Annotated in this window: 20 protein-coding genes; 12 read left to right on the top strand and 8 right to left on the bottom strand. The window is 67.8% G+C overall.

What is annotated here, in order from left to right; translation table 11 throughout:
* Nucleotides 1-3: 3 nt before the first annotated feature.
* Nucleotides 4-2,232 carry an EAL domain-containing protein gene (locus AC07PA_RS18695; RefSeq protein ID WP_007847694.1) on the bottom strand — a complete coding sequence of 743 codons (2,229 nt, stop codon included), beginning with the start codon at nucleotides 2,230-2,232 and terminating at the stop codon, nucleotides 4-6.
* Between the two features lie 284 nt (nucleotides 2,233-2,516).
* Between AC07PA_RS18695 and AC07PA_RS18690 the strand changes: the two genes are divergently transcribed.
* The 5 genes from AC07PA_RS18690 to AC07PA_RS18670 are packed head-to-tail and all read left to right on the top strand — an operon-like array spanning nucleotide 2,517 to nucleotide 8,012.
* Nucleotides 2,517-3,344 (top strand): GNAT family N-acetyltransferase, encoded by an 828-nt coding sequence (locus AC07PA_RS18690; RefSeq protein WP_494606168.1) that lies wholly within the window; start codon nucleotides 2,517-2,519, stop codon nucleotides 3,342-3,344.
* Nucleotides 3,344-4,222, top strand: coding sequence for a UDP-2,3-diacylglucosamine diphosphatase (locus AC07PA_RS18685; protein ID WP_494606166.1), 879 nt, complete (start codon nucleotides 3,344-3,346; stop codon nucleotides 4,220-4,222). Before AC07PA_RS18690 ends, AC07PA_RS18685 begins: the two co-directional genes overlap by 1 nt.
* A complete protein-coding gene (locus AC07PA_RS18680) occupies nucleotides 4,219-5,310 on the top strand; it encodes a glycosyltransferase family 4 protein (protein ID WP_494606164.1) in 1,092 nt (363 codons plus the stop codon). Before AC07PA_RS18685 ends, AC07PA_RS18680 begins: the two co-directional genes overlap by 4 nt.
* Nucleotides 5,311-5,349: 39 nt before the next feature.
* Nucleotides 5,350-7,548 carry a polyphosphate kinase 1 gene (gene ppk1 / locus AC07PA_RS18675; protein ID WP_494606162.1) on the top strand — a complete coding sequence of 733 codons (2,199 nt, stop codon included), beginning with the start codon at nucleotides 5,350-5,352 and terminating at the stop codon, nucleotides 7,546-7,548.
* Nucleotides 7,548-8,012, top strand: a complete 465-nt coding sequence (locus AC07PA_RS18670; protein ID WP_007847685.1) for a SixA phosphatase family protein — start codon at nucleotides 7,548-7,550, stop codon at nucleotides 8,010-8,012. Before ppk1 ends, AC07PA_RS18670 begins: the two co-directional genes overlap by 1 nt.
* Before the next feature lie 53 nt (nucleotides 8,013-8,065).
* Here AC07PA_RS18670 and AC07PA_RS18665 read toward each other — a convergent pair whose 3' ends face one another.
* The 4 genes from AC07PA_RS18665 to AC07PA_RS18650 form a co-directional block, all read right to left on the bottom strand.
* Complete coding sequence (locus tag AC07PA_RS18665) at nucleotides 8,066-8,599, bottom strand: hypothetical protein (RefSeq protein ID WP_494606160.1); 534 nt, start codon at nucleotides 8,597-8,599, stop codon at nucleotides 8,066-8,068.
* A gap of 52 nt (nucleotides 8,600-8,651) precedes the next feature.
* Nucleotides 8,652-10,130, bottom strand: a complete 1,479-nt coding sequence (locus tag AC07PA_RS18660; RefSeq protein ID WP_494606158.1) for a Ppx/GppA phosphatase family protein — start codon at nucleotides 10,128-10,130, stop codon at nucleotides 8,652-8,654.
* Between the two features lie 70 nt (nucleotides 10,131-10,200).
* A complete protein-coding gene (locus tag AC07PA_RS18655; RefSeq protein ID WP_494606156.1) occupies nucleotides 10,201-11,385 on the bottom strand; it encodes an ABC transporter substrate-binding protein in 1,185 nt (394 codons plus the stop codon).
* Nucleotides 11,386-11,402: 17 nt separating this feature from the next.
* The gene (locus tag AC07PA_RS18650; RefSeq protein WP_007847681.1) at nucleotides 11,403-11,894 is read right to left on the bottom strand and encodes a fasciclin domain-containing protein; all 492 of its coding nucleotides are present in this window, start codon (nucleotides 11,892-11,894) and stop codon (nucleotides 11,403-11,405) included.
* 194 nt (nucleotides 11,895-12,088) lie between these two features.
* On the opposite strand from AC07PA_RS18650, the gene pstS reads away from it, so the two are divergent.
* The 7 genes from pstS to phoR all read left to right on the top strand — a co-directional run bounded on the left by pstS (nucleotide 12,089) and on the right by phoR (nucleotide 18,780).
* Nucleotides 12,089-13,129, top strand: a complete 1,041-nt coding sequence (pstS, locus tag AC07PA_RS18645; RefSeq protein WP_007847680.1) for a phosphate ABC transporter substrate-binding protein PstS — start codon at nucleotides 12,089-12,091, stop codon at nucleotides 13,127-13,129.
* A gap of 129 nt (nucleotides 13,130-13,258) precedes the next feature.
* The gene (pstC, locus tag AC07PA_RS18640) at nucleotides 13,259-14,221 is read left to right on the top strand and encodes a phosphate ABC transporter permease subunit PstC (RefSeq protein WP_238541777.1); all 963 of its coding nucleotides are present in this window, start codon (nucleotides 13,259-13,261) and stop codon (nucleotides 14,219-14,221) included.
* Nucleotides 14,218-15,114: a phosphate ABC transporter permease PstA gene (gene pstA / locus AC07PA_RS18635; RefSeq protein ID WP_494606153.1), complete on the top strand. Its 897-nt coding sequence runs from the start codon at nucleotides 14,218-14,220 to the stop codon at nucleotides 15,112-15,114. Before pstC ends, pstA begins: the two co-directional genes overlap by 4 nt.
* A gap of 26 nt (nucleotides 15,115-15,140) precedes the next feature.
* Nucleotides 15,141-15,926, top strand: a complete 786-nt coding sequence (gene pstB, locus AC07PA_RS18630; RefSeq protein ID WP_007847674.1) for a phosphate ABC transporter ATP-binding protein PstB — start codon at nucleotides 15,141-15,143, stop codon at nucleotides 15,924-15,926.
* Between the two features lie 10 nt (nucleotides 15,927-15,936).
* A complete protein-coding gene (gene phoU / locus AC07PA_RS18625) occupies nucleotides 15,937-16,638 on the top strand; it encodes a phosphate signaling complex protein PhoU (protein WP_007847672.1) in 702 nt (233 codons plus the stop codon).
* Nucleotides 16,639-16,653: 15 nt separating this feature from the next.
* Nucleotides 16,654-17,370, top strand: coding sequence for a phosphate regulon transcriptional regulator PhoB (gene phoB / locus AC07PA_RS18620; RefSeq protein ID WP_007847669.1), 717 nt, complete (start codon nucleotides 16,654-16,656; stop codon nucleotides 17,368-17,370).
* A 57-nt stretch (nucleotides 17,371-17,427) separates the two neighbouring features.
* Nucleotides 17,428-18,780 carry a phosphate regulon sensor histidine kinase PhoR gene (phoR, locus tag AC07PA_RS18615; protein WP_145698019.1) on the top strand — a complete coding sequence of 451 codons (1,353 nt, stop codon included), beginning with the start codon at nucleotides 17,428-17,430 and terminating at the stop codon, nucleotides 18,778-18,780.
* On the opposite strand, the gene AC07PA_RS18610 is transcribed toward phoR, so the two are convergent.
* From AC07PA_RS18610 to AC07PA_RS18600, 3 genes are all read right to left on the bottom strand, one after another.
* Nucleotides 18,737-20,101: an MATE family efflux transporter gene (locus tag AC07PA_RS18610; RefSeq protein WP_494606149.1), complete on the bottom strand. Its 1,365-nt coding sequence runs from the start codon at nucleotides 20,099-20,101 to the stop codon at nucleotides 18,737-18,739. The two genes, phoR and AC07PA_RS18610, sit on opposite strands and share 44 nt — an antisense overlap.
* Nucleotides 20,101-21,810 (bottom strand): hypothetical protein, encoded by a 1,710-nt coding sequence (locus tag AC07PA_RS18605; protein ID WP_494606147.1) that lies wholly within the window; start codon nucleotides 21,808-21,810, stop codon nucleotides 20,101-20,103. Before AC07PA_RS18605 ends, AC07PA_RS18610 begins: the two co-directional genes overlap by 1 nt.
* Before the next feature lie 178 nt (nucleotides 21,811-21,988).
* Nucleotides 21,989-22,255 carry a type B 50S ribosomal protein L31 gene (locus AC07PA_RS18600; RefSeq protein WP_007847661.1) on the bottom strand — a complete coding sequence of 89 codons (267 nt, stop codon included), beginning with the start codon at nucleotides 22,253-22,255 and terminating at the stop codon, nucleotides 21,989-21,991.
* Nucleotides 22,256-22,369 lie beyond the last annotated feature (114 nt).

Raw genomic sequence — 22,369 nt, 5'->3', positions numbered from 1 at the left:
GGACTACGCGGGCAGGTACTGGCGCAGAAAAAGTTCCAGCTCGTCGGCCGGCAACGGCCGGCTGAACAGGTAGCCCTGGGCCTCGTCGCAGCCCTGCTCACGCAGGAAGGCCAACTGGCCTGGCGTTTCCACGCCTTCGGCCGTGGTGCGCATGCCCAGGGCCTGGGCCATGCGGATGATGGCGCTGACGATGGCGCGGTCGTTGCCATCGTCGCCCAGGTCGCGCACGAAGGACTGGTCGATCTTGAGCTTGAAGATCTGGAAGCGCTTGAGTTGGCTCAGCGACGAGTAGCCGGTGCCGAAGTCATCCATGGACATGCGCACCCCGCGCGAGTGCAGGCTGTCCATGGTGGCCACGGCCGAGTGCGGGTCGTCCACGGCCACGCCTTCGGTCAGTTCCAGCTCCAGGCAGTCGGGCGGCAGCTCGAAAATGGTCAGGATGCGGCTCACCAGCTCGGGCAACTGGGGCTGGCGGAACTGGATCGCCGAGAGGTTGACCGCCATGGTCAGCCCCGGAAAACCGTTGGCGTGCCAGTCCTTGAGTTGGGTGAGGGCCGTGCGCAGCACCCATTCGCCGATCTGCAGGATCTGGCCGCTGTCCTCCGCGATGGGGATGAACTCGGTGGGCGAGATGCTGCCCATCTGCGGGTGGTCCCAGCGCAGCAGCGCCTCCACGCTGTGCACCTGGCCGGTGGCCAGGTGGATCTGGGGCTGGTAGTGCAGGTACAGCTGGCCGCGCTCCAGCGCGCGGCGCAGCGCGTTCTCGACCTGCAGGGCGCGCACCGACTGGGCCTGCATCTCGGGCGTGAAGAAGCGGAAGGTGTTGCGCCCGTCGAGCTTGGCGCGGTACATGGCCACGTCGGCCGACTGGGTCAGCGTGTCAAAGTCGGCGCCGTCCTGCGGGAACAGGGCCACTCCCATGGACGGCGCCATGGTCAGCTCATGGTGGTCGATCTGGTAGTGCTGGCGCGAGGCCTCCTGCAGCTTGCCGGCCACGCGTGCGGCCCCGTGGGCATTGGCGCCCGGCAGCAGCAGGATGAATTCGTCGCCCCCCAGGCGCGAGACGGTGTCCTTGTCGCGCACCACGGCGCGCAGGCGCTTGGCGATCTCCACCAGCAGGGCGTCGCCCACGCGGTGGCCCAGCGAGTCGTTGACATGCTTGAAATGGTCCAGGTCCAGGAAGATCAGCGCCAGCGGCGTATTGCCCTCCTGCGCCACGCGGATGGCCTCCTGGGCGCGCTCGGACAGCAGGGTGCGGTTGGGCAGTCCGGTGAGCGGGTCGTAGTGGGCCAGCCAGTAGATGCGGTCCTGGTCGGCCTTGCGGTCGCTGATCTCGCGGTGCAGGTTGTCCACCGTCTCGCGCAGCTCGCGCGTGCGGTCCTGCACCTGCTGCTCCAGTTGTTCATGCACGCGCGCCAGGGCCGCCTGGGCCTGCTTGCGCTCGGAAATGTCCATGGTGATCCAGATCGATCCCTGGTCCGGGTCGTCGGGATCGATGAACTTGGCGCGCACCTCGCAGGTGAGCGGCGTGCCGTCCCGGCGGCACATGACCACCTCGCCCTCGTAGGACTGGCCGGCGGCGAGCACGGGGTAGCAGCGGTGGCCCACCTCCTCCCAGTCCTCGTCGCTGGCATACCAGCGGCGCGAGGGACTGCCCGCCAGCTCACCGGGGCCGTAGCCCAGCATGTGCTCGAAATGGCGGTTGCAACGCGTCAGGTGCCGGTCGCGCAGGAACACGATGCCGACCATGGCCTGGTCGAACAGCACCTGCTTTTCGCGCACAGCGGCGCTCAGCAGGGCCTGGGCCTGCTTGTGCTCGTCGATGTCGTCGAGGATCCAGATCGAGCCTTCGCTCGTGTCCTGCGGGTTGATGAGCCGCCCGGTGAGGCTGCCCCAGAACAGCCGCCCGTTGCGCCGGCGCATCTGGCGCTCCACGCGGTAGGCCTGGCCCCTGGCGAGCACCGGGTAGGCCTCGCGCCCCAGGGCGCGGAAGGCGTCGCGGTCGGGGTAGAAGGCCTCGCTGCTCAGGCCCGCCAGACGCTGCGCCGACTCGTAGCCGAAGATCTCCGCATAGCGCGGGTTGCAGCGCACCACCACCCGCTGGCGGATGAACACGATGCCCACGCCCGCGCTCTCGAGCAGCATCTGCTGCTCGCGCAGCGTGCGCTCCAAAGACGCGTCGGAAGAGTCCCCAGACGGCAGGCGTTCTGGGGCAATGGACAGCAAGGACATGGCGGCCGGACCCGGAGGGAGAGGCGCGATGCCCCAAAAAAATGTACCAAAGTGTAGCAGTCCAGGCTTACAGCGGTAACCGCCTGGTAACCGGACCCCTTCCGCACAGGTGCAGGCACCCCCAGGGCGCAGTCGGGTGGTGCATCCCGCTTGTCATGGCATTGACATCCTGCGGACACGCAGGCGTCACCTGCGGCTTTCAAACTCCATCGCATTGAAGCACACCACCCGGTGATCCGGGGCACCAGCGGCCATGGGGCCGCCTTGTACGAAGGAGTTGATCCATGAGCGATTTGCCCAACCCCACCCTGCCGCTGGCCCCCGCCGCCCCCTCCAGGGGCGCAATTCAGCGCACCGAATCCGCGGTGGCCGGCATCCCGGTGCGTGGCGGTGTGGAGGTGGAGTGGGCACGGCACCTCGACGAGGTCCGCCAGGCACAGAAGCTCCGGTTCGACGTGTTTGCCGGGGAAATGGGCGCTCGATTGACGACCCCCGTGCCCGGCCACGATGTGGACCTGTTCGACGACTATTGCGAGCACCTGCTGGTGCGGGATGCGGCCAGCCGGCAGGTGATTGGCACCTACCGGGTCCTGACCCCCGCGCAGGCGCGCCGCGTGGGCAGCACCTACAGCGACACCGAATTCGACCTCACCCGCCTGCGCACCCTGCGCCCGCGCATGGTGGAACTGGGCCGCAGCTGCGTGCACCCCGAGCACCGCCACGGCGGCGTGATCATGGCGCTGTGGAGCGCGCTGGCCGACTTCATGGTGCGCAACCAGCTCGACACCATGATCGGCTGTGCCAGCATCCCCATGCTGCACAACGGCGTGATCAGCGGCGACGCGGCCGCCAGCATCTGGAACCAGGTGCGCCAGACGCACCTGGCCCCCATCGAATACCACGTGCTGCCCCGCCTGCCACTGCCCGTCGAGAAGCTCGACGGCTCCACCTTCGTGGAGCCGCCGGCCCTGATCAAGGGCTACCTGCGCCTGGGTGCGCGGGTGTTGGGTGCCCCGGCCTGGGACCCGGATTTCAATTCCGCGGACCTGCCCATGCTGATGCGCCTGGCAGACCTGCACCCCCGTTACCGCAAGCATTTCCTGGGGGCCTGATGCGCGCCGCGTTCGACGCGCTCGGCGACTGGACTGCACACGTGGGAGGTGGGCAGGACTCTGTCGCCGACGCCGACGACGCGCATCCACCGGGCCACCGCCACCTGCGCGCGGTGTTCATCTCCGACCTGCACCTGGGCACGCCCGGCTGCCAGGCCGAGGGCCTGCTCGACTTCCTCAAGCACCACCCGAGCGACCACCTGTACCTGGTGGGCGACATCGTGGACGGCTGGCAACTGCGCCGCCGCTGGTTCTGGCCCCAGGCTCACAACGACGTGGTGCAAAAGCTGCTGCGCCGCGCGCGCAAGGGCTGCCGCGTGGTGTTCGTGCCCGGCAACCACGACGAGTTCGCCCGGGCCTTCGTCGGCCATTCGTTCGGCGGCATCGAGGTGGCCGAGGACACGGTGCACACCACGGCCGATGGCCGCACCCTGTGGGTGACCCACGGCGACTATTTCGATGGCGTGATCCAGTGCGCCAAGTGGCTCGCCTATGTGGGCGACAACCTCTACGAGTTCACGCTCAAGCTCAACCGGCACCTGAACACGCTGCGCGCGCGCATGGGGCTGCCGTACTGGTCGCTGTCGGCCTACCTCAAGGGCAAGGTGAAGACGGCGCTGAACTACGTGACGGACTTCGAGGTGGCCGTGGCCGCCGAGGCGCGCCGCCGCGGCCACGATGGGGTGGTCTGCGGCCACATCCACCGCGCCGAGATGCGCGAGATCGACGGCATCATGTACTGCAACGATGGCGACTGGGTGGAAAGCCACACGGCGCTGGTCGAGCACATGGACGGCCGCCTGGAGCTGGTGCAGTGGCACACCGTGCCCGGGCACCAGACGAACACGCAAACCCGCAGCAGCGAGATGGCCGTATGAAAATCGCCTTGTTGTCCGACGCCTGGTCCCCCCAGATCAATGGCGTGGTCACCACCCTGGTGGAACTGGTGCGCCACATGGAGTGCGCCGGGCACCAGGTGCATGTGATCCAGCCGGGCCTGTTCAAGACGCGCCCCTGCCCGGGCTACCCGGGGATCGACCTGGCTGTCCGGCCGGGCCGGGAGATCCAGCGCATCCTGGACGCGCTGCAGCCCGACGCCATCCACCTGGCGACCGAGGGCCCCATCGGCTGGGCCGGGCGCCGCTACTGCCTGCGCAGGAAGCTGGCCTTCACCACGGCCTTCCACACCCGCTTTCCCGAGATCCTGAATGCCGCGGCGCACATCCCGCTGGGACTGGGGTACGCACTGTTCCGGCACTTCCACCGGCCTTCGTCGGGCGTGATGGTGCCCACGGTCGGCGTGCTCAAGATGCTCGAGCGGCGGGGTTTCCGCAACCTGCGGCAGTGGACGCACGGGGTCGACACCACGGCCTTCAGCTACCAGGCCGAGGCCACGCCGCACCCCTTGGTGGGCGCCCTGGCCCATCCGGTGGCCCTCTATGTGGGGCGGGTGTCCTACGAGAAGAACATCGAGGCCTTTTTGCAGCTGGACATGCCGGGCAGCAAGGTCATCTGTGGCGTGGGCCCGCTCGAAGAGCGGCTCAAGGCCCGCTACCCGCAGGCGCGCTGGCTCGGGATCCTGGACCGCGCCACCCTGGCCGGGGTGTACGCGGCGGCCGACGTGTTCGTCTTTCCCAGCCGCTCGGAGACCTTCGGCCTGGTGATGCTGGAGGCCATGGCCTGCGGCACGCCCGTGGCCGCCTACTTCGAGGACGGCCCGATGGAAGTGCTGGGCGCCCATGCCGGCGGGCAGGCGCGCGGCGGCGTGCTGGACACGGACCTGATGACCGCCGCCCAAAGCGCGCTGGCCGTGCCGCGCCACGAGGCGCGCAACCGGGCGCTGGAGTTCACCTGGGCGCATACCGCCCGGTTGTTCCAGCAATTCCTGGTTCCCGCCCGTCCACGCCGAGATGACGACGCGGTTTCTGTCACAAAAACTGTCACATCACTGTCATCTGGCCGTTAAATACTGCAGGCACCCGCTCCCCGTGGCTTTCGAGTGCCCATGCCTTCCTTCTCCTCCAGAAAACCTGTGATTTCGCAATGTGACAGCCCCGATGACCGCCAGGAAGCCGCTCTGCAGGCGGCGGCCGAGCCCGTGCCCGCGCCAGTGGTGGCTGCCGCCGGGCCGGGGGCGCCGATGTTCCTGGACCGGGACCACAGCATCCTGGGCTTCAACGAGCGCGTTTTCGACTGGGCCGTGCGCACCGACGTGCCACTGCTGGAGCGTCTGCGTTACCTGTGCATCGTGTCGTCCAACCTCGACGAGTTCTTCGAGGTGCGCGCCGCCGCCCACCTGACCGCCGCCAAGAGCGGCGAGGGCAAGGGGGTCTATACCGAGGCCTCCTTCGTTGCGCTGGCGTCCAAGGCCCATGACCTGGTGGCGCGCCAGTACTCGCTGTACAACGACTCCCTTGTGCCCGAATTCGCGCGGCACGGCATCCGCATCGTCTCGCACGGCGAGCGCTCGGCAGCCCAGCGCTCCTGGGTGCATGAGTATTTCATGCGCGAGGTGCGCCCGCTGCTGATCCCGGTGGGGCTCGACCCCGCCCACCCGTTCCCGCAGGTGGCCAACAAGTCGCTCAATTTCATCGTCCGCCTGCATGGCCACGATGCCTTCGGCCGCAAGAACGAGGTGGCCATCGTCAAGGTGCCGCGTGCGCTGCCGCGCCTGGTGCGCATGCCGCCGCGCCTGGCTGCCAAGGGCGAATCGCTGTTCGTGAGCCTCTCGAGCATCATCCGCGCGCACCTGGACGACCTGTTTCCCGGCCGCGAGGTCACGGAGTTCTCGCAGTTCCGCGTCACGCGCCACTCCGATCTGGCGCTCGACGAGGAGGATGTGCGCAACCTGCGCACCGCCCTGCGCCAGGGCCTGCAGCACCGCCACTATGGCCAGGCCGTGCGGCTGGAGGTCTCGGCCGGGTGCTCGCAGTTCCTCTCGCGCTTCCTGCTCGAGCAGTTCGACCTGCCCGAGCCGGCGCTGTACCGCGTGCACGGCCCGGTGAACCTGGTGCGCCTGACGCAGCTGGTGGACCTGGTGAACGACCCCGCGCTGCTGTTCCCGGCCTGGCGCTCGGCCTGGCCGCGCCAGCTGGTGCCGGGGGTCTCGATCATGGAGCAGCTGGGCAAGCGCGATGTGCTCATGCACCAGCCCTTCGAGAGCTTCGATGGGCTGCTGGCCTTTCTGCGCGAGGCGGTGAACGACCCCCAGGTGCTGGTCATCAAGCAGACCATCTACCGCACGGGCGCCGACTCCGAACTCATGGACCTGCTGACCGAGGCCGTGCGCCGCGGCAAGGAGGTCATGGCCGTGGTGGAGCTCAAGGCGCGCTTCGACGAAGAGGCCAACATCAACTGGGCCGAGGCGCTTGAATCCATCGGGGCGCAGGTGGTGTATGGCGTGGTGGGGCTCAAGACCCATGCCAAGATGCTGCTGGTGACGCGCCGCGAGGGGCGCCAGCTGCGCCGCTATGGGCACCTGTCGACCGGCAACTACAACGTGCGCACCGCGCGCCTGTACACCGACCTGAGCTACCTCACGGCCGACGAGGACACCACGGCCGACATGGATGGTGTGTTCAACCACCTGGCCAGCCAGAACCGGCCGCCCAAGCTGCGCAAGCTGCTGCTCGCGCCCTTCCACCTGCAGCGGCGCATGATCGAGAAGATAGAGCAGGTGGGCCTGGCCGCCAGCCGGGGCGAGGATGCGCGCATCGTCGCGAAGATGAATGCGCTGACCGACGAGGCGCTGATGCGCGCCCTGATCGCGGCCGGCCAGCGCGGCGCGCGCATCGACCTCATCGTGCGCGGCGCCTGCATGCTCGCGGCCCAGGTGCCAGGCGTGACGGACAACATCCGCGTGCGCTCGGTGATCGGGCGCTTCCTGGAGCACACACGGGTCTTCTACTTTCGCGCAGGCAGTGAGGAAGACCTGTACCTGTCGAGTGCCGACTGGATGAACCGCAACATGATGCGCCGCGTGGAACTGGCCTGGCCCGTGACCGAGCCGCGCCTGCGCCGCCAGATCGTCGACGAGTGCCTGGTGGCCTACCTGCACGACGACCGCGACGCATGGACGCTCAACCCCGACGGCACCTATGCCCGGGCCCCCCATCCCGAAGACGGGCAGGGTGCGCAGGCGGCGCTCATGGTGCGCTACGGACCGCCTGTGCCGGTGGCGCGGGTGGAGCAGCAAGGAACGTGATGATGGACTTGATCCTGTGGCGCCATGCCGAGGCCGAAGAAGCCCAGGACGGCTCGGACGACCTGACCCGCGCGCTCACGCCACGGGGCGAGAAGCAGGCGGCGCGCATGGCCGCCTGGCTGGACCGCCAGTTGCCCGAGGGCCTGCGCGTGCTGGCCAGCCCATCCCGACGCACCGAGCAGACGGCCGATGCCCTGGGCCGCAAGTTCAAGATGCGCGCCGAGCTGCTGCCCGGCGGCACCACCGAGGACCTGCTGGAGCTGGCGCAGTGGCCACGGGCGCGCGGCGCCGTGCTGATCGTGGGCCACCAGCCGGTGCTGGGCCAGACCATTGCGCAGTTGCTGGGCATGCAGGCGCCCGAATGCGCGGTGCGCAAGGGCGCCGTGTGGTGGTTGCGCCAGCGCCAGCGCATGGACGAAAGCCAGACGGTGCTGATGGCTGTGCAGTCGCCAGAGTTCGTCTGACCCTCGCGGCAGCGCCTTCGGTCACCACCACGCAGCGGCCCGAGGGCCGCTTTTTACTTGCGGCCGTTCTTGGCGGCAGGTGCGTCGGCCTTCGGGCGGCCGGTCTTGATCGACGGCACGGCCTGCAGCGCGCTGCGCAAGGCGGTGTCGGACAGGCCGGCCAGCAGCTTGAGGCCAGCGCGCAGCAGCTCGCTCTTCTTGGCGGGCTGGGCCAGGGCGGCGGCGCGCTGCTTGAGCGTCTCGACCACGGCGTACTCGTCCTTGGGGATGGTGAAGCTGTCGCGCACCAGCTTGGCCTTCTTGGCCTTGGCTTCCTTGGCGGGGACTGGGGCGGCTGCGGGCTTGGGCTTGGCTGCAGCAGGTGCCGCGGCCTTGGGCTTGGCAGCGGCCTTGGCTGCCGGCTTGGCCGCTGGCGCGGGCTTGGCGGCAGGGGCCTTGGCCGCAGCCTTGGCCGCAGCTGCGTTGGGCGCCGGCTTTTTGGCGGCCTTGGCTGCAGGCTTGGCGGCTGCGGGGGCCTTCACGGTAGGGGCCGTGGCCGGGGTGGCCGCAGCGGTGGGGGTGCTGGTTGCGGGTGCAGTGCTGGTCATGACAAAAGAGAGTAAAACGGTATAAACAGTTTATACCGTTTTTCTTTCTGCGTCACGGCAGCTCTGCCACCAGCTCCCATGGGGTCTTTTGCCAGGCCAGCATTTCCTCGCGCAGCAGGTGGGCCGATTGCGGGTAGCCCGTCGCCCAGCCCCGGCGTGCCGACAGCAGGAAGCGGTTGCCCTTGACCTGCAACTGCAGGCCCTCGGTGTCCGGGTCGCGGCGCGCATGGCACAGGGCCACGGCCAGCCGCAGGCACAGCAGTTGCAGGGCGAATCCCGCGTCTTCGAGGTCCACATCGAGCTTGCGCACCTTGCCACGCTGGCCCAGCACCAGCTGGCCCAGGCGGTGCAGCTCGGGCATGGCAAAGCCGGCGGCGTCGGTGTGGTCCAGGATGTAGGCGCCGTGGCGGTGGTAGTCGCTGTGCGAGATGCGGCAGCCGATCTCGTGCAGGCGCGCCGCCCAGTCGAGCTTGCGCGAGGCGCGCTCGCTGCCGGCCGGGGCGGCCTGGTCGAACAGCTGGCAGGCGATGCGCGCCACGCGCTCGGCATGCTCCACATCCACGCCAAAGCGCTGCATGAGGCCGTGGACGGTGGTGCTGCGCAGGTCGGTGCCCGGCTGCTCGCGGTCGAGCAGATCGTACAACGCGCCCTGGCGCAGGGCGCCCTGGGCCACCTGCATCTGCTCGATGTGCAGCAGGTCGAACACGGCGCGCAGCACGCTGATGCCGCCGCCGATCACGGCGCGGCGCTCGTCCTTGAGGCCATCGAGGCGCACGCGGTCGGCGCTCTGCGCACGCAGCAGGCGCTCGTGCAGCCAGTCCAGGCCTTCGCGCGTGATCAGGCCCTCGGGCCCGCCAGCGGCGGTGAGGATGTCGCCGACCGCACCCGCCGTGCCCGAGGACCCGTAGGCCACATCCCAGCCGTCGGGCCGGAAGGTGGCCAGGGCTTCGTCGAGCACCGCCTTGGCGGCGATCTCGGCGGCCATGAAGGCCTGGGGCGTGAACAGGCCGCCGGCAAAGTAGCGCGAGGACCAGGCCACGCTGCCCACGCGAAAGGAGGCCACGGCGTGCGGCGTGAACTGCTGGCCCAGGATGAGTTCGGTGGAGCGTCCGCCGATGTCCACCACCAGCCGGCGCTCGTCGGACTGGGGCAGCAGGCGTGCCACGCCCTGGTAGATCAGCCGTGCTTCCTCGGGTCCCGAGACCACGTCGATCGGGTAGCCCAGCACCTGGCTGCCGCGGGCGATGAATTCCTCGCGGTTGCGCGCCTCGCGCAGGGTCTGGGTGGCCACGGCACGCACCTGCGTGCGCGAAAAGCCGGCCAGGCGCTCGCCGAAGCGTGCCAGGCAGTCCCAGCCGCGCTGCATGGCCTCTGGGGTGAGGTTGCGGTCCTCGTCCAGGCCATTGCCCTGGCGCACGGTCTCCTTGAGGTATTCGACGCGCTGGACATGGCCGTGCTCGTAGCGGCCGATTTCAAGGCGAAAGCTGTTGGATCCCAGATCCACGGCTGCGAGCAGTGTTCCGTTGTGCATGGTGGTGCGCGGGGTGCGCTGTTTTCCTTTCGGCCCAGCATAGCACCCGGGCCGTCGTCTGGAGGCGAGTTCAGCCAATGATGCGTCCCGCCGTGGTGAGCATGGCCTGGGTCACGTAGGCGCTGGCGCGCTGGCGCCCCTGGTAGCTGACGGTATAGCCGCCGATGTTCAGCGTGGCGCGCTTTTGCAGCGCGGCCAGCATGCTGGCCCGGGTGATGGGGCCGTTGATGCCGCCCATGACCTCGGCGGTGTAGCGCGCGGCGATGTAGCCGGCCAGGCCCAGCGGAGAGGGCGGTTCGTCGTAGAGGCGGGCCAGCGCCTCGCGGTAGCTGCGCACCACGGGCAGGCTGGCGTTCACCATGGGAACGGCCTGCGTGACGATGACCGAGGCCTTGGCCGCGGTCGGACCCATCTGGGCCAGCACCTGTAGGTTCACATCGGCCAGGGCCACCACATAGCACTGGCGGCCCTGGGGCAGCGCGAGCTGGTCCAGGAACGAAAAGAGTTCGGGCGTGCCGCCGATGAAGAGCACGATGGACTGCTCCACGCGTGCACCGGCACCGGTCTTGGCCGCAGGGCCCGGCGGCGCAAGGGCCTGCACCTTGAGCGCCATCGATTGGGCGGCATGCGCCACCATGGCTTCAGACTGGCGCCGCACGGAAGCGCTGGCATAGGCCACCCCCACCGTCTGCACCCCCATGCTGGCCAGGTTCTTGATGGCATGGGTGATCTGGGCCTCGTGCCCGGCGAACACGTCGAACACGGTGTCGCTGGAACCCGTGGCGGTGGAAATGCCTGCCGTGTCGTGCAGCCAGGGCGCCACGAAGGGCAGGGCGGCATCGCCGGGCGCCTTGGCCTGCAGGGCGATGAGGCCGCTGGCCGCAGTGTTGCCCACGCAGCCCGACAGGGCGATGCAGGCGGCCTGGCGCTGCGCGGTCTGCCAGGCGGACTGCAGGCCCGCGGGCGTGCCGTCGGTCTCGAGCGTCAGGTGCTGCACGGGCCGGCCTTGGACGCCCCCCCTGGCATTGATCTCCTGCCAGGCCGTGCGCGAGCCGACGAGGAAGTCGCGGCTCACGTCCTGCTGGTCGGGGGACAGGTCGGCGATCTGCGCCACCACATGGGGGCGGTCGGCATCCGATTTTCTGGTGGATGGGTCGGTGCCCTGGCCCCAGGCCGGGCCTGCCAGACCTATGGCCGCCACCCCTTGCAGCCAGTGGCGGCGCTGAACGCCGGAGGGAAGGGGTGTGCGTTCCATGTCGCGTGGTGGTGCGATTACTTCTTGGGAGGCATCAGCACGCGGTCGACCACGTGCACCACGCCGTTGGTGGCCACGATATCGGCCTTCTCCACCATGGCTTCTTCCACGGTGACGAAGGTGCCGGCGCGCGACAGGGCCACGTCGGAGCCGTTGAGGGTCTTGGTGTTGCCGGACTTGACGGCGGCAGCGGTCACGTTGCCGGCCACGATGTGGTGGCTGAGCACGGCCTTGAGCTGGGCCGGGTTGGCCTGCAGGTCGGCCAGGGTCTTGGCGGGCACCGCCTTGAAGGCGTCGTCCGAGGGGGCGAACACGGTGTAGGGGCCGGCGGCCTTGAGGGTGTCAGCCAGGCCCGCCTGGGCTGCGAGCTTGTTGAAGGTGCTCAGCGAAGGCGTCTTTGCAATCGTGCTGTCCAGGGGGGTGGGGGCGGAACCGGTGCTGGCGCAGCCGGCCAGGGCGGCGACCGTAGCCAGGGCGAGGGCAGATTGCAGTGCGTAACGGCGGAACATGTGATTCTCCAGGTAGGTAGCCGATTCATCTCGGTGGCGGGAGACTAAGCAGGCACCGTGACAACTGGATGACAAACGTAAACGCCTGTACAGAGGAGCGGGATGTGTGACAACCGATCTGTGTGTCACGACAATGTCACATACGGGTCCTAGAGTCGCCTCATCCCAACTCATTCATCCCAAGAGGTATCTCCATGAAAATGTCCGCGATTCGGGTCCTTGTTGCTGGTGTGGTCGCTGCTGGTGCGTTCTCTCAGGCCATGGCACAGCAGGAAGCCACCGGCGCAGGCGCCAGTTTTCCGGCTCCTCTGTATTCCAAGTGGGCGGCTGACTACAACAAGGCCACGGGCGTCAAGATCAACTACCAGTCGGTGGGTTCGGGTGCCGGCATGCGCCAGATCGAAGCCAAGACGGTCGACTTCGGCGCTTCGGACGCGCCCCTGAAGGACGACGAACTGGCCAAGAAGGGCCTGGTGCAGTTCCCCACCGTGATCGGTGGCATCGTTCCCGTGGTGAACATCAAGGGCATCGCGCCCGGCCAGATGAAGCTGAGCGGCCAGGTCCTGGGTGACATCTACCTGGGCAAGATCACCAAGTGGAACGACGACGCCATCAAGGCGCTGAACCCCGGTGTGAACCTGCCTGACGCCGCCATCGCCCCCGTGCGCCGCGCCGACGGCTCCGGCACCACCTTCGGTTTCACCAACTACCTGAGCAAGGTGAACGCCGAGTGGAAGTCCAAGGTCGGCGAAGGCACGGCCGTGAACTGGCCCACCGGTGCGGGCGGCAAGGGCAACGAAGGCGTCGCCGCCTTCGTGGGCCGCCTGCCCAACTCCATCGGCTACGTCGAGTACGCCTACGTCAAGCAGAACAAGCTGACCTACACGCAGCTGCAGAACGCCGCCGGCAACTACGTCTCTCCTGACGATGCCACGTTCAAGGCCGCTGCTGCCGGTGCCGACTGGGCCAAGAGCTTCTACCAGATCCTCACCAACCAGCCCGGCAAGGATTCGTGGCCCATCACCTCCGCCACCTTCATCATGATGCAGAAGGCGCAGGACAAGCCTGTCCAGGCCACCACGGCCCTCAAGTTCTTCGACTGGGTCTACACCCAGGGCGACAAGACCGCCGCCGACCTGGACTATGTGCCCATGCCCGACAGCGTGAAGGCCATCATCCTGAAGTCCTGGGGTGATATCAAGGATACGTCCGGCAAGGCCGTAGCGTTCAAGTAATTTGACAGGGCCGGCGGTAAGCCGGCCCTTCAACTTCAAATCCATTGAATCAAGGCTACCAACGTGTCCACAACGATGCCGGTCCGCGACAATCCGTCCATTGCGACGGCCCCTTTGCGTACTGAGAAAATGCCCCCCTCCCCACACCGCCCCCTGATCTCCGGCGTGCTGGCCGACAAGCTGTTCGGCTTTTTTGCACGTGGCGCTGCCATCCTGACCCTGCTCCTGCTGCTGGGCATCCTGGCTTCGCTGGTGGTGGGGGCCTGGCCTTCCATCGCCAAATATGGCCTGGGCTTCCTCACCAGCAGTGTCTGGGACCCCGTGCAGAACGAGTACGGCGGCCTGGTGATGATCTACGGCACGCTGGCCACCTCCGCCATCGCGCTGCTGATCGCCGTGCCCGTGAGCTTCGGCATCGCGCTGTTCCTGACCGAGCTGTCGCCCTCCTGGCTCAAGCGCCCCCTGGGCACGGCCATCGAGCTGCTGGCTGCCGTGCCCTCCATCGTCTACGGCATGTGGGGGCTGATGGTGTTCGGCCCCATCCTCGCGACCTATGTGCAGCAGCCGCTGCAGTCCCTGTTCCAGGGCGTTCCCTACCTGGGTGCGTTCGTGTCGGGCCCTCCGGTGGGCATCGGCATCCTGTCGGCCGGCATCATCCTGGCCATCATGATCATCCCGTTCATCGCCTCGGTGATGCGCGACGTGTTCGAAGTCACCCCTGCCCTGCTCAAGGAGTCCGCCTACGGCCTGGGCTCCACGACCTGGGAAGTGGTGTGGAAGGTGGTCCTGCCCTACACCAAGACCGGTGTGCTGGGCGGCATCATGCTGGGCCTGGGCCGTGCGCTGGGCGAGACCATGGCCGTGACCTTCGTCATCGGCAACATGAACCAGCTGTCCTCCCTGTCGATGTTCGAGGCGGCCAACAGCATCACCTCGGCCCTGGCCAACGAATTCGCCGAAGCCGGCGAAGGCCTGCACCAGGCCTCGCTGATCTACCTGGGCCTGGTCCTGTTCTTCATCACCTTCGTCGTGCTGACCTGCTCCAAGATCCTGCTGTCCCGCCTGCAAAAGAATGAAGGAGCGCGCTCATGAGCAGCACCACCACCAGCACCGGGCAGCGCCTGATTTCGGCGGCCGAGCTCGACCAGCAGCGCCAGGCGCGCTACAACAGCCGCAAGCGCGTCAACCAGATCGCCCTGGTCCTGTCGCTCGCCGCCATGGCATTCGGCGTCTTCTGGCTGATCTGGATCCTCTGGGAAACCGTCCGCCTGGGCGTCGGTGGCCTGAGCGTCGCCCTGTTCACGCAGATGACGCCGCCACCCAATGAAACAGGTGGCATCTCCAACGCCATCTTCGGTTCGTTCGTGATGGTGCTGCTGGCCACCTTCGTGGGCACGCCCATCGGCATCATGGCCGGCATCTACCTGGCCGAGTACGAGACCAAGAGCCTGCTGGCCTCGGTGACGCGCTTCGTCAACGACATCCTGCTGTCGGCACCCTCCATCGTGATCGGCCTGTTCGTGTATGCCGTGGTGGTGGCGCGCTTTCGCAGCTTCTCGGCCTATGCCGGCATCCTGGCGCTGGCGCTGATCGTGATCCCGGTGGTCATCCGCACCACCGAGAACATGCTGGTGCTGGTGCCGTCGAGCCTGCGCGAAGCGGCCTACGCCCTGGGTACGCCCAAATGGAAGGTCATCATCCTGGTGACGCTGCGCGCAGCCCGCGCCGGCGTGATCACCGGTGTGTTGCTGGCCGTGGCCCGCATCGCCGGCGAAACCGCTCCGCTGCTGTTCACCGCACTGAACAACCAGTTCTGGAACGGCGACCTGTCCAAGCCCATGGCCAGCCTGCCCGTGACCATCTTCAAGTTCGCCATGAGCCCGTACGAGAACTGGCAACAACTGGCCTGGGCCGGTGTGTTCCTCATCACCGTCGCCGTTCTCGGCCTGAACATCCTGGCGCGGGTCCTGACCCGCCACAAGTAAGCCCTAGCAGCAAGAAAGACACTCTCATGTCCGCTATTCTCAAGAACGACGTGCCCAACAAGTCCAAGATCACGGTGCGCGACCTGAACTTCTACTACGGCAAGTTCCATGCCCTCAAGGGCATCAACCTCGACATCCCCGAGAACAAGGTCACGGCCTTCATCGGCCCCTCGGGTTGCGGCAAGTCCACGCTGCTGCGCACCTTCAACCGCATGTTCGAGCTGTATCCCGAGCAGCGCGCCGAAGGCCAGATCGTGCTGGACGGCGAGAACCTGCTGACCAGCAAGCAGGACGTGGCCCTGGTGCGTGCCAAGGTCGGCATGGTGTTCCAGAAGCCCACCCCGTTCCCGATGTCGATCTATGACAACATCGCTTTCGGCGTGAAGCTGTTCGAGAGCCTGAGCGCCACCGACATGGACGACCGCGTGGAATGGGCGCTGCGCAAGGCAGCCCTGTGGAACGAAGTCAAGGACAAGCTCAACCAGACCGGCTCCGGCCTGTCCGGTGGCCAGCAGCAGCGTTTGTGCATCGCCCGCGGCATTGCCATCAAGCCCGAAGTGCTGCTGCTCGACGAGCCTTGCTCGGCGCTGGACCCGATCTCGACCGCCAAGGTGGAAGAGCTGATCGCCGAACTCAAGAACGAGTACACCGTGGTCATCGTGACCCACAACATGCAGCAGGCCGCACGCTGCAGCGACTACACCGCCTACATGTACCTGGGCGACCTGGTCGAGTTCGGCGAGACGGAACAGATGTTCTTCAAGCCGCAGCGCAAGGAAACCGAAGACTACATTACCGGCCGTTTCGGCTAAGGAGACAGCAATGCCCGACAAGCACCTTTCGTCGCAGTTCGACTCCGAACTCAACAGCGTCTCCGCCCGCGTCATGGAAATGGGCGGCCTCGTGGAGTCGCAGATCCGCCAGGCGGTCTACGCCCTGTCGCAGTTCAGCATCGAGGCCGTGGAGCAGGTCGCCGCCATCGAAGTGCGCGTGAACGCCATGGAAGTGGAGATCGACCACGAGCTGTCCTCCATCATCGCGCGCCGCCAGCCCACCGCGCGCGACCTGCGCCTGCTGCTGGCCTTCTCCAAGGCCACGGCCAACCTCGAGCGCATGGGCGACGAGGCCAACAAGATGGCGCGCATGGTGCGTTCCATCATCGAAAGCGGCGCCGCCCGCTCGCTGCCATCGAGCGACCTGCGCGTGGCGGCCGAGCTGGCCTCGGGCCTGCTGCGCAAGGCGCTGGATGCCTTCGCCCGCCTGGACACCGCGATGGCCGTTTCCATCCTCAAGGAGGACGACCTGATCGACAAGGAGTTCGACGGTTTCGTGCGCAAGCTGGTCACTTACATGATGGAAGACCCGCGCACGATCTCCCCGAGCCTGGACCTGCTGTTCCTGGCCAAGGCCATCGAGCGCATCGGCGACCATTCGAAGAACGTGGCCGAACTCATCATCTACCTGGTCAAGGGCAAGGACGTGCGCCACACGGCCCTCGATGAGATCGAATCGGCCGTGCTGTAGGCCTGTGAACGCTGTATGAGAAAGCTACCCCGTGTTCTGATTGTCGAAGACGAACCTGCGATCGCCGAGCTGATCGCGGTCAACCTGCGGCACAACGGATTCCAGCCCTTCTGGGCCGAAGATGGCGATTCGGCCCAGCGCGAGCTCGATGCCGTGCTGCCCGACGTCATCCTGCTCGACTGGATGCTGCCCGGCCAGAGTGGCCTGTCACTGGCGCGCAAGTGGCGCGCCGATGCGCGCACCAAGGCCATCCCCATCCTCATGCTCACCGCACGCGGCGACGAGCCGGACAAGGTGGCAGGCCTGGACGCTGGCGCCGACGACTACATCACCAAGCCGTTTTCCACGCAGGAGCTGCTGGCGCGCATCCGCGCCGTGCTGCGCCGCCGTGCGCCCGAGCAGGTCAGCGACAGCGTGACCATTGCCGATCTGGTGCTCGATGCCGGCACCTACCGCGTGGCCTTCCAGGGCCAGCAGCTCAAGGTGGGCCCCACCGAGTTCAAGCTGCTGCACTACCTCATGAAGCACGCCGAGCGCGTGCACAGCCGCTCGCAGCTGCTGGACAAGGTCTGGGGCGACCATGTCTTCATCGAAGAGCGTACAGTGGACGTGCACGTCAAGCGCCTGCGCGAAGCGCTGGGTGCCGCGTCGGTGATGGTGGAGACGGTGCGCGGCGCCGGCTACCGGCTCACGGCGCAATCGCAACCCCAGGCGCAGCAGCTGCAGGCCTGATGGTTCACGGGGCGCCTCACGGCGCCCCTGGTTTTCTGAGAAGGCTTTGCAACCTGCATGCTCTGGCGATTCACGTATTTTCTGCTCTGGCAAATCGCCGGCGGCGGGCTCGGTTGGTGGCAGGGCGGGCCTTGGGGCGCGGCCCTGGGAGCGGCAATAGCGGCCTGGGCATGGTTTGTGTGGGACCTGCTGCGCGGCGCGCGCGTGCTGCGCTGGCTGCGCACGGGCGAGCTGTCGCGCGCACCGGTCATGCGCGGCATGTGGGGCGAGGCGGCCGACCGGTCGCGGCGCCTGCTGCGCCTGCAGGCCCAGGAGGTGCAAAGCAGCCAGAACCGCCTGCAGGAGATACTGGCTGCGCTGCAGGCCACGCCCAACGGCGTGGTGCTGCTGGATGCAAAGGGCCACATTGAGTGGTGCAACCAGATGGCCGCCGCCCAGTTCGGCTTTGACGCGCAGCGCGACGTCATGCAGTCCATCGGCAACCTGGTGCGCGACCCCGAATTCACTGCCTATTACACGGCCCAGGATTTCACGCACGACGTGGTGCTGGAGGGGCGCAACAGCACGCCTTCGCGCCCGGTGCGCATCTCGGTGCACCTGCACCCCTATGGCGACGGGCGCACGCTGCTGCTGTCGCGCGATGTGACGGCGCTGGAGCAGGCCGAGGCCATGCGCCGCGACTTCGTGGCCAACGTCTCGCACGAGATCCGCACGCCGCTCACGGTGCTCATGGGCTTCGTCGAGACACTGCAGACCCTGCCGCTGGCACAGGACGAGCGCGCCCGCTACCTGGGCATGATGTCGCAGCAGGCCGCACGCATGCAGAGCGTGGTGCAGGACCTGCTCACGCTGTCGCGCCTGGAGGGCAGTCCGCCACCCGGCATGGCCGAGTGGATGCCGGTGCAAGGCCTGGTGCAGCGCTGCGAGGAAGAGAGCCGTGCCCTGTCGGCCCTGCTGGCCCAGACCCAGCAGCGCCCCCACACGCTGCTGTTCCCGAGCAAGGCGGAGCTGCTGGCCCAGGGGGACATTGCCGGTGTGCCGGCCGAGCTGCAGAGCGCCCTGTCCAACATCATCAACAACGCCGTGCGCTACACGCCTGCGGGCGGCACGATCACGGTGGGCTGGGTGCGCAAGGAGGATGGCTCGGCCACCTTCTCGGTCAAGGACACGGGCCCGGGCATTGCGCCCGAGCACATTCCGCGGCTGACCGAGCGCTTCTACCGGGTGGACCGCAGCCGCTCGCGCGAGACCGGTGGCACGGGCCTGGGCCTGGCCATCGTCAAGCATGTGCTGCAGCGCCATGGCGCGACGCTTGCCATCCAGAGCACGCTGGGCAAGGGCTCGACCTTCTGTGTCACCTTTCCGGTCAACCGGCTGCGCTTGCCAGTGCCGCAGGCGCTGGCAGCCTGATCGCGCGCCAGAGCATGGCCGCGAACAGGGCGGCCGTCACGGCCAGGGCGGCCGCGCTGGCAGCCCAGAAGGTGGCCGGCGTGGCCACAGCGCCCCAGGGCCCCAGGCCCTGGTAGGCCAGCAGGTAGCCGCCGCCCAGGCCGGCGCCCCAGAGCAGGGTGCAGTACACCACCAGCGGCGCCACCGTGATGCGGTAGCAGCGCAGCACGAACACGCACAGGGTCTGCAGCGCGTCGGCCACATGGTAGGCGGCCACCCAGGCCAGCAACCCACCCGTGACCGCCACCACCTGCACGTTCGATGAGTACAGCGCGCCCAGGTGGTTGCGTCCGAGGAACATCAGCGCCGCCAGGGCCAGGCCCATGGCGCAGGCCAGGCGCATGCCCAGCAGTGCCACCTGGTGCGCGCGCAGCGGTTCGCCCGCGCCCAGCCAGTAGCTCACACGCGCGCTGGCGGCAATGGACAGTGACAGGGGCACCATGTACAGCACGGCCGCCAGGTTGGACGCTATCTGGTGCGCGGCCGAGGCCACCGTGCCCTGGCGCGCGATGAACAAGGCCATGAGGGTGAACGAGGTGACTTCCACCATCACCGCCAGGCCCGCCGGTACGCCCAGGCGTGCAAAGCCCGCGATGGTGGGCCAGTGCGGGCGCTCCAGCGGTTTCCAGAGGGCCAGCGGCTGGTACAGCGCCTGCGTGCGCAGCAACCATACTGCCAGCGCCAGCATGCTGCAGTTGACCACCAGCGTGGCCCAGGCGCAGCCCACGGCGCCCTGTGCGGGCAGGCCGGCGCCACCGAAGGTGAACCAGATGGACAGCGGCACCTTGATGAACAGAGAGCCCACCTGCAGCCAGGTGACCAGCTGGGGGCGGCCCAGCGCCTGGTTGAGCGTGCTGTAGATGCGGAACAGCAGGGCCGGTGGCAGCGCGAGCGCGAGCACGGCCAGGTAGTTCTCGACCTCGCTGCGCAGCGCATCGGGCACCTCGGTCCAGCGCAGCACGGCGCCGGGCGAGAGCAGCACGGCCATGCCCAGGATGCTGGCCACGGTGCACAGGTACAGCGACTGGCGCAGCGAGGCGCCCAGTTGCTGCTGCTGCCCCGCACCGCGCTGCTCGGCCCACACCGGCAGCAGGGCGCTGAGCACGCCGATCAGCGCCACGTAGACGCTGATGAAGATGGCCGAGCCCACCGACAGCGCGGCCAGCGAAGCCTCGCTGTAGCGGCCCGCCACGATGGTGTCGGCCACGCCGAAGGCCATCACGGCCAGTTGCCCGGCCAGCACCGTCACGGCGTGGCGGGAAATGGTCGACAGCTCGCTCATCAGGGTTTGGTTTCGGTTTCGATGCGACGCAGCAGCACCAGGAAGTCGGTCTTGTCGGTGGGGCGTGCCACGGTGGCCACGCGTTCCCACTGCAGCCCATCCACGCTGGAGGCCGGTGCGGGCCAGGAGGCGATGTCCGAGACCAGCCACTCGCAGCCGGTCACCGCGAGGCTGGCCGGGTGCAGCGTGAGGCCGGCGTGGTATTGCAGCGCGGCCACCTGGGCGCGGCTCAGGCCCACGGTCTGCACGCAGCCGGGCTGTGGGCCCAGCACGGCCGTGACGGCGCGCATCTGCGGCACATAGCTGCGCGCGAAATCGAGCAGCGGCAGCCACAGGCTCATGAGCAGCAGCCAGCTCAGGGCGGCGCCGCTGGCGGGCAGCACCAGGCTCTTCCAGATCGGGGCGCGGTTGCGCGAGGCGCGCCACCACACCAGCGCGCACCAGCCCACCGAGGCGGCCAATGCCGCCACCAGGGCCAGCAGCGAGAACTGCGGCACGAAGCCCGGCGCGAGCTTGGCCACATTGGCCGCCGGCTTGGCGGGCACGCCGGTCTGCATGGCGATCCAGATGACCCAGATCGCCAGGGCCGAGACGCTGAAGAAGATCAGCGTGAACCAGTCGATCAGCGCGCCCATGCTGCGGCTGAGCGTGGGCAGCGCGAAGGCGGCCAGTGCCGCCAGTGCGGGCAGGCCCAGCAGCAGGGCGCGGTCGGCCGGCTGGGTGGTGATGGTGGCACCGATGGAGATGGCCGTGAACCACAGCGGCAGCAGCAGGTGGCGGTGCCACTGGCGGCTGGCGATCTGCTTGCGCCAGCGCCACAGCGTCCACAGCGCCAGGGGCCAGGCTGGCCAGCCAAACCAGATCAGCAGCCGGGCCAGGCTCGCCCATTCCTTGCCACCGCCCTCGGTGCTCACGATGCGCCAGCGCCACAGGTCGAGCTGCCAGGCCAGCACCGCCGCAGCCACGATGGCCAGGGCCGTGGCCACCGCCCAGGCCCGGCACTGGCGCGCGTCCTTGTCGGGCAGGCGCAGCGCCAGCAGCACGCCGCTGGCACCCAGCAGCACCGTGAGCGCGGGGGCGCCCGCCAACGTGAGGCCGAAGGCGCCCACCAGCATGGCTCCCAGCGCCTTGGTGGCGTGGTAGGGCAGCACGGCAAAGGCAAAGAACAGGAAGGAGGTGCAGCTCAGTTGCACCAGGTAGCTCGTCACCTCGTGCGAGAGCTGGGCCAGGCCCAGGCAGGCGATCAGCGCGAGCAGGGCGCCATCGGCAATGGCGCGCGCATAGTCGAGCGGGGTGGCCTCGCCGCCGAAGGCGAAAGCCACGGGCTGCGCACCCGGGCTGCGTGCCAGGTAGTACACGCCGTACCAGGTGGCCATGAAGGTGAGGGCCAGCAGCGCGGCAAAAGGGATGCGCACGGCCATTTCGGGCGACAGCCAGGCCGGCGCCCACTGGAGGGCCAGGGCCCCGATCCAGTAGGGCAGCAGGCCCTCGGTCTCGGGTGCCATGCCGCCCAGCAGCGGGTTGAGCCAGCTGGTGCGGCCCTGCGCCAGCTCCAGCATGTAGCCGTAGGCGGTGATGTCGGCGCTCTTCCATGGCGCGCGCCCCACGAAGCCGGGGATCACATAGGCAATGCACAGCAGCATCAGGGCCCAGCGCGGCAGTGGCCGCACGGCATTCTGGGTAACGATGGCTGGGGTCGGTGGATTCACGCGTCGGCTGGTGGCTTGAAGGAGCCGCCAAGAATAAGGGATAAGCGCCCGGGTTCCGTCAGCAGGCTGCGGCGGGCAGGGTAAGTCTGGTAACCCCGGTCACAGCGCAGTGACGCGAACATGAAAAAAGGCAGCTCGGTTGCCCGGGCTGCCTTCTTGGCATACAGCGTGCGAAGGATTACTTGGCAGCGGTAGCGGTGGTCTTGCCGAAACGGTTGCGGAACTTCTCGACGCGGCCGCCCATGTTGTCCACGGACTTTTGCGTGCCCGTGTAGAAGGGGTGCGATTCGCTGGAGGTATCGAGCTTGAACAGGGGCAGCTCACGGCCGTCGTCGGTCTTGCCCATTTCCTTGGTGTTCACGCACGAACGGGTCACGAACTTGAAACCGTTGGACAGGTCCACGAACAGAACTTCGCGGTAGTTGGGGTGAATGCCTTCTTTCATGATCAATCCTTGTCAAGTGCGGGAGCCGTGCTGGACCCGGAGCAACCTTTGCGCCGTGGAGCATCCAGCGTACTTTCCGCAGAAAAAGCCCTCCATTATAACCAGAGTCCAGTG

Source organism: Acidovorax sp. GW821-FHT09B03, assembly GCF_059418305.1.
This window is presented reverse-complemented; position numbering and strand designations above follow the sequence as displayed.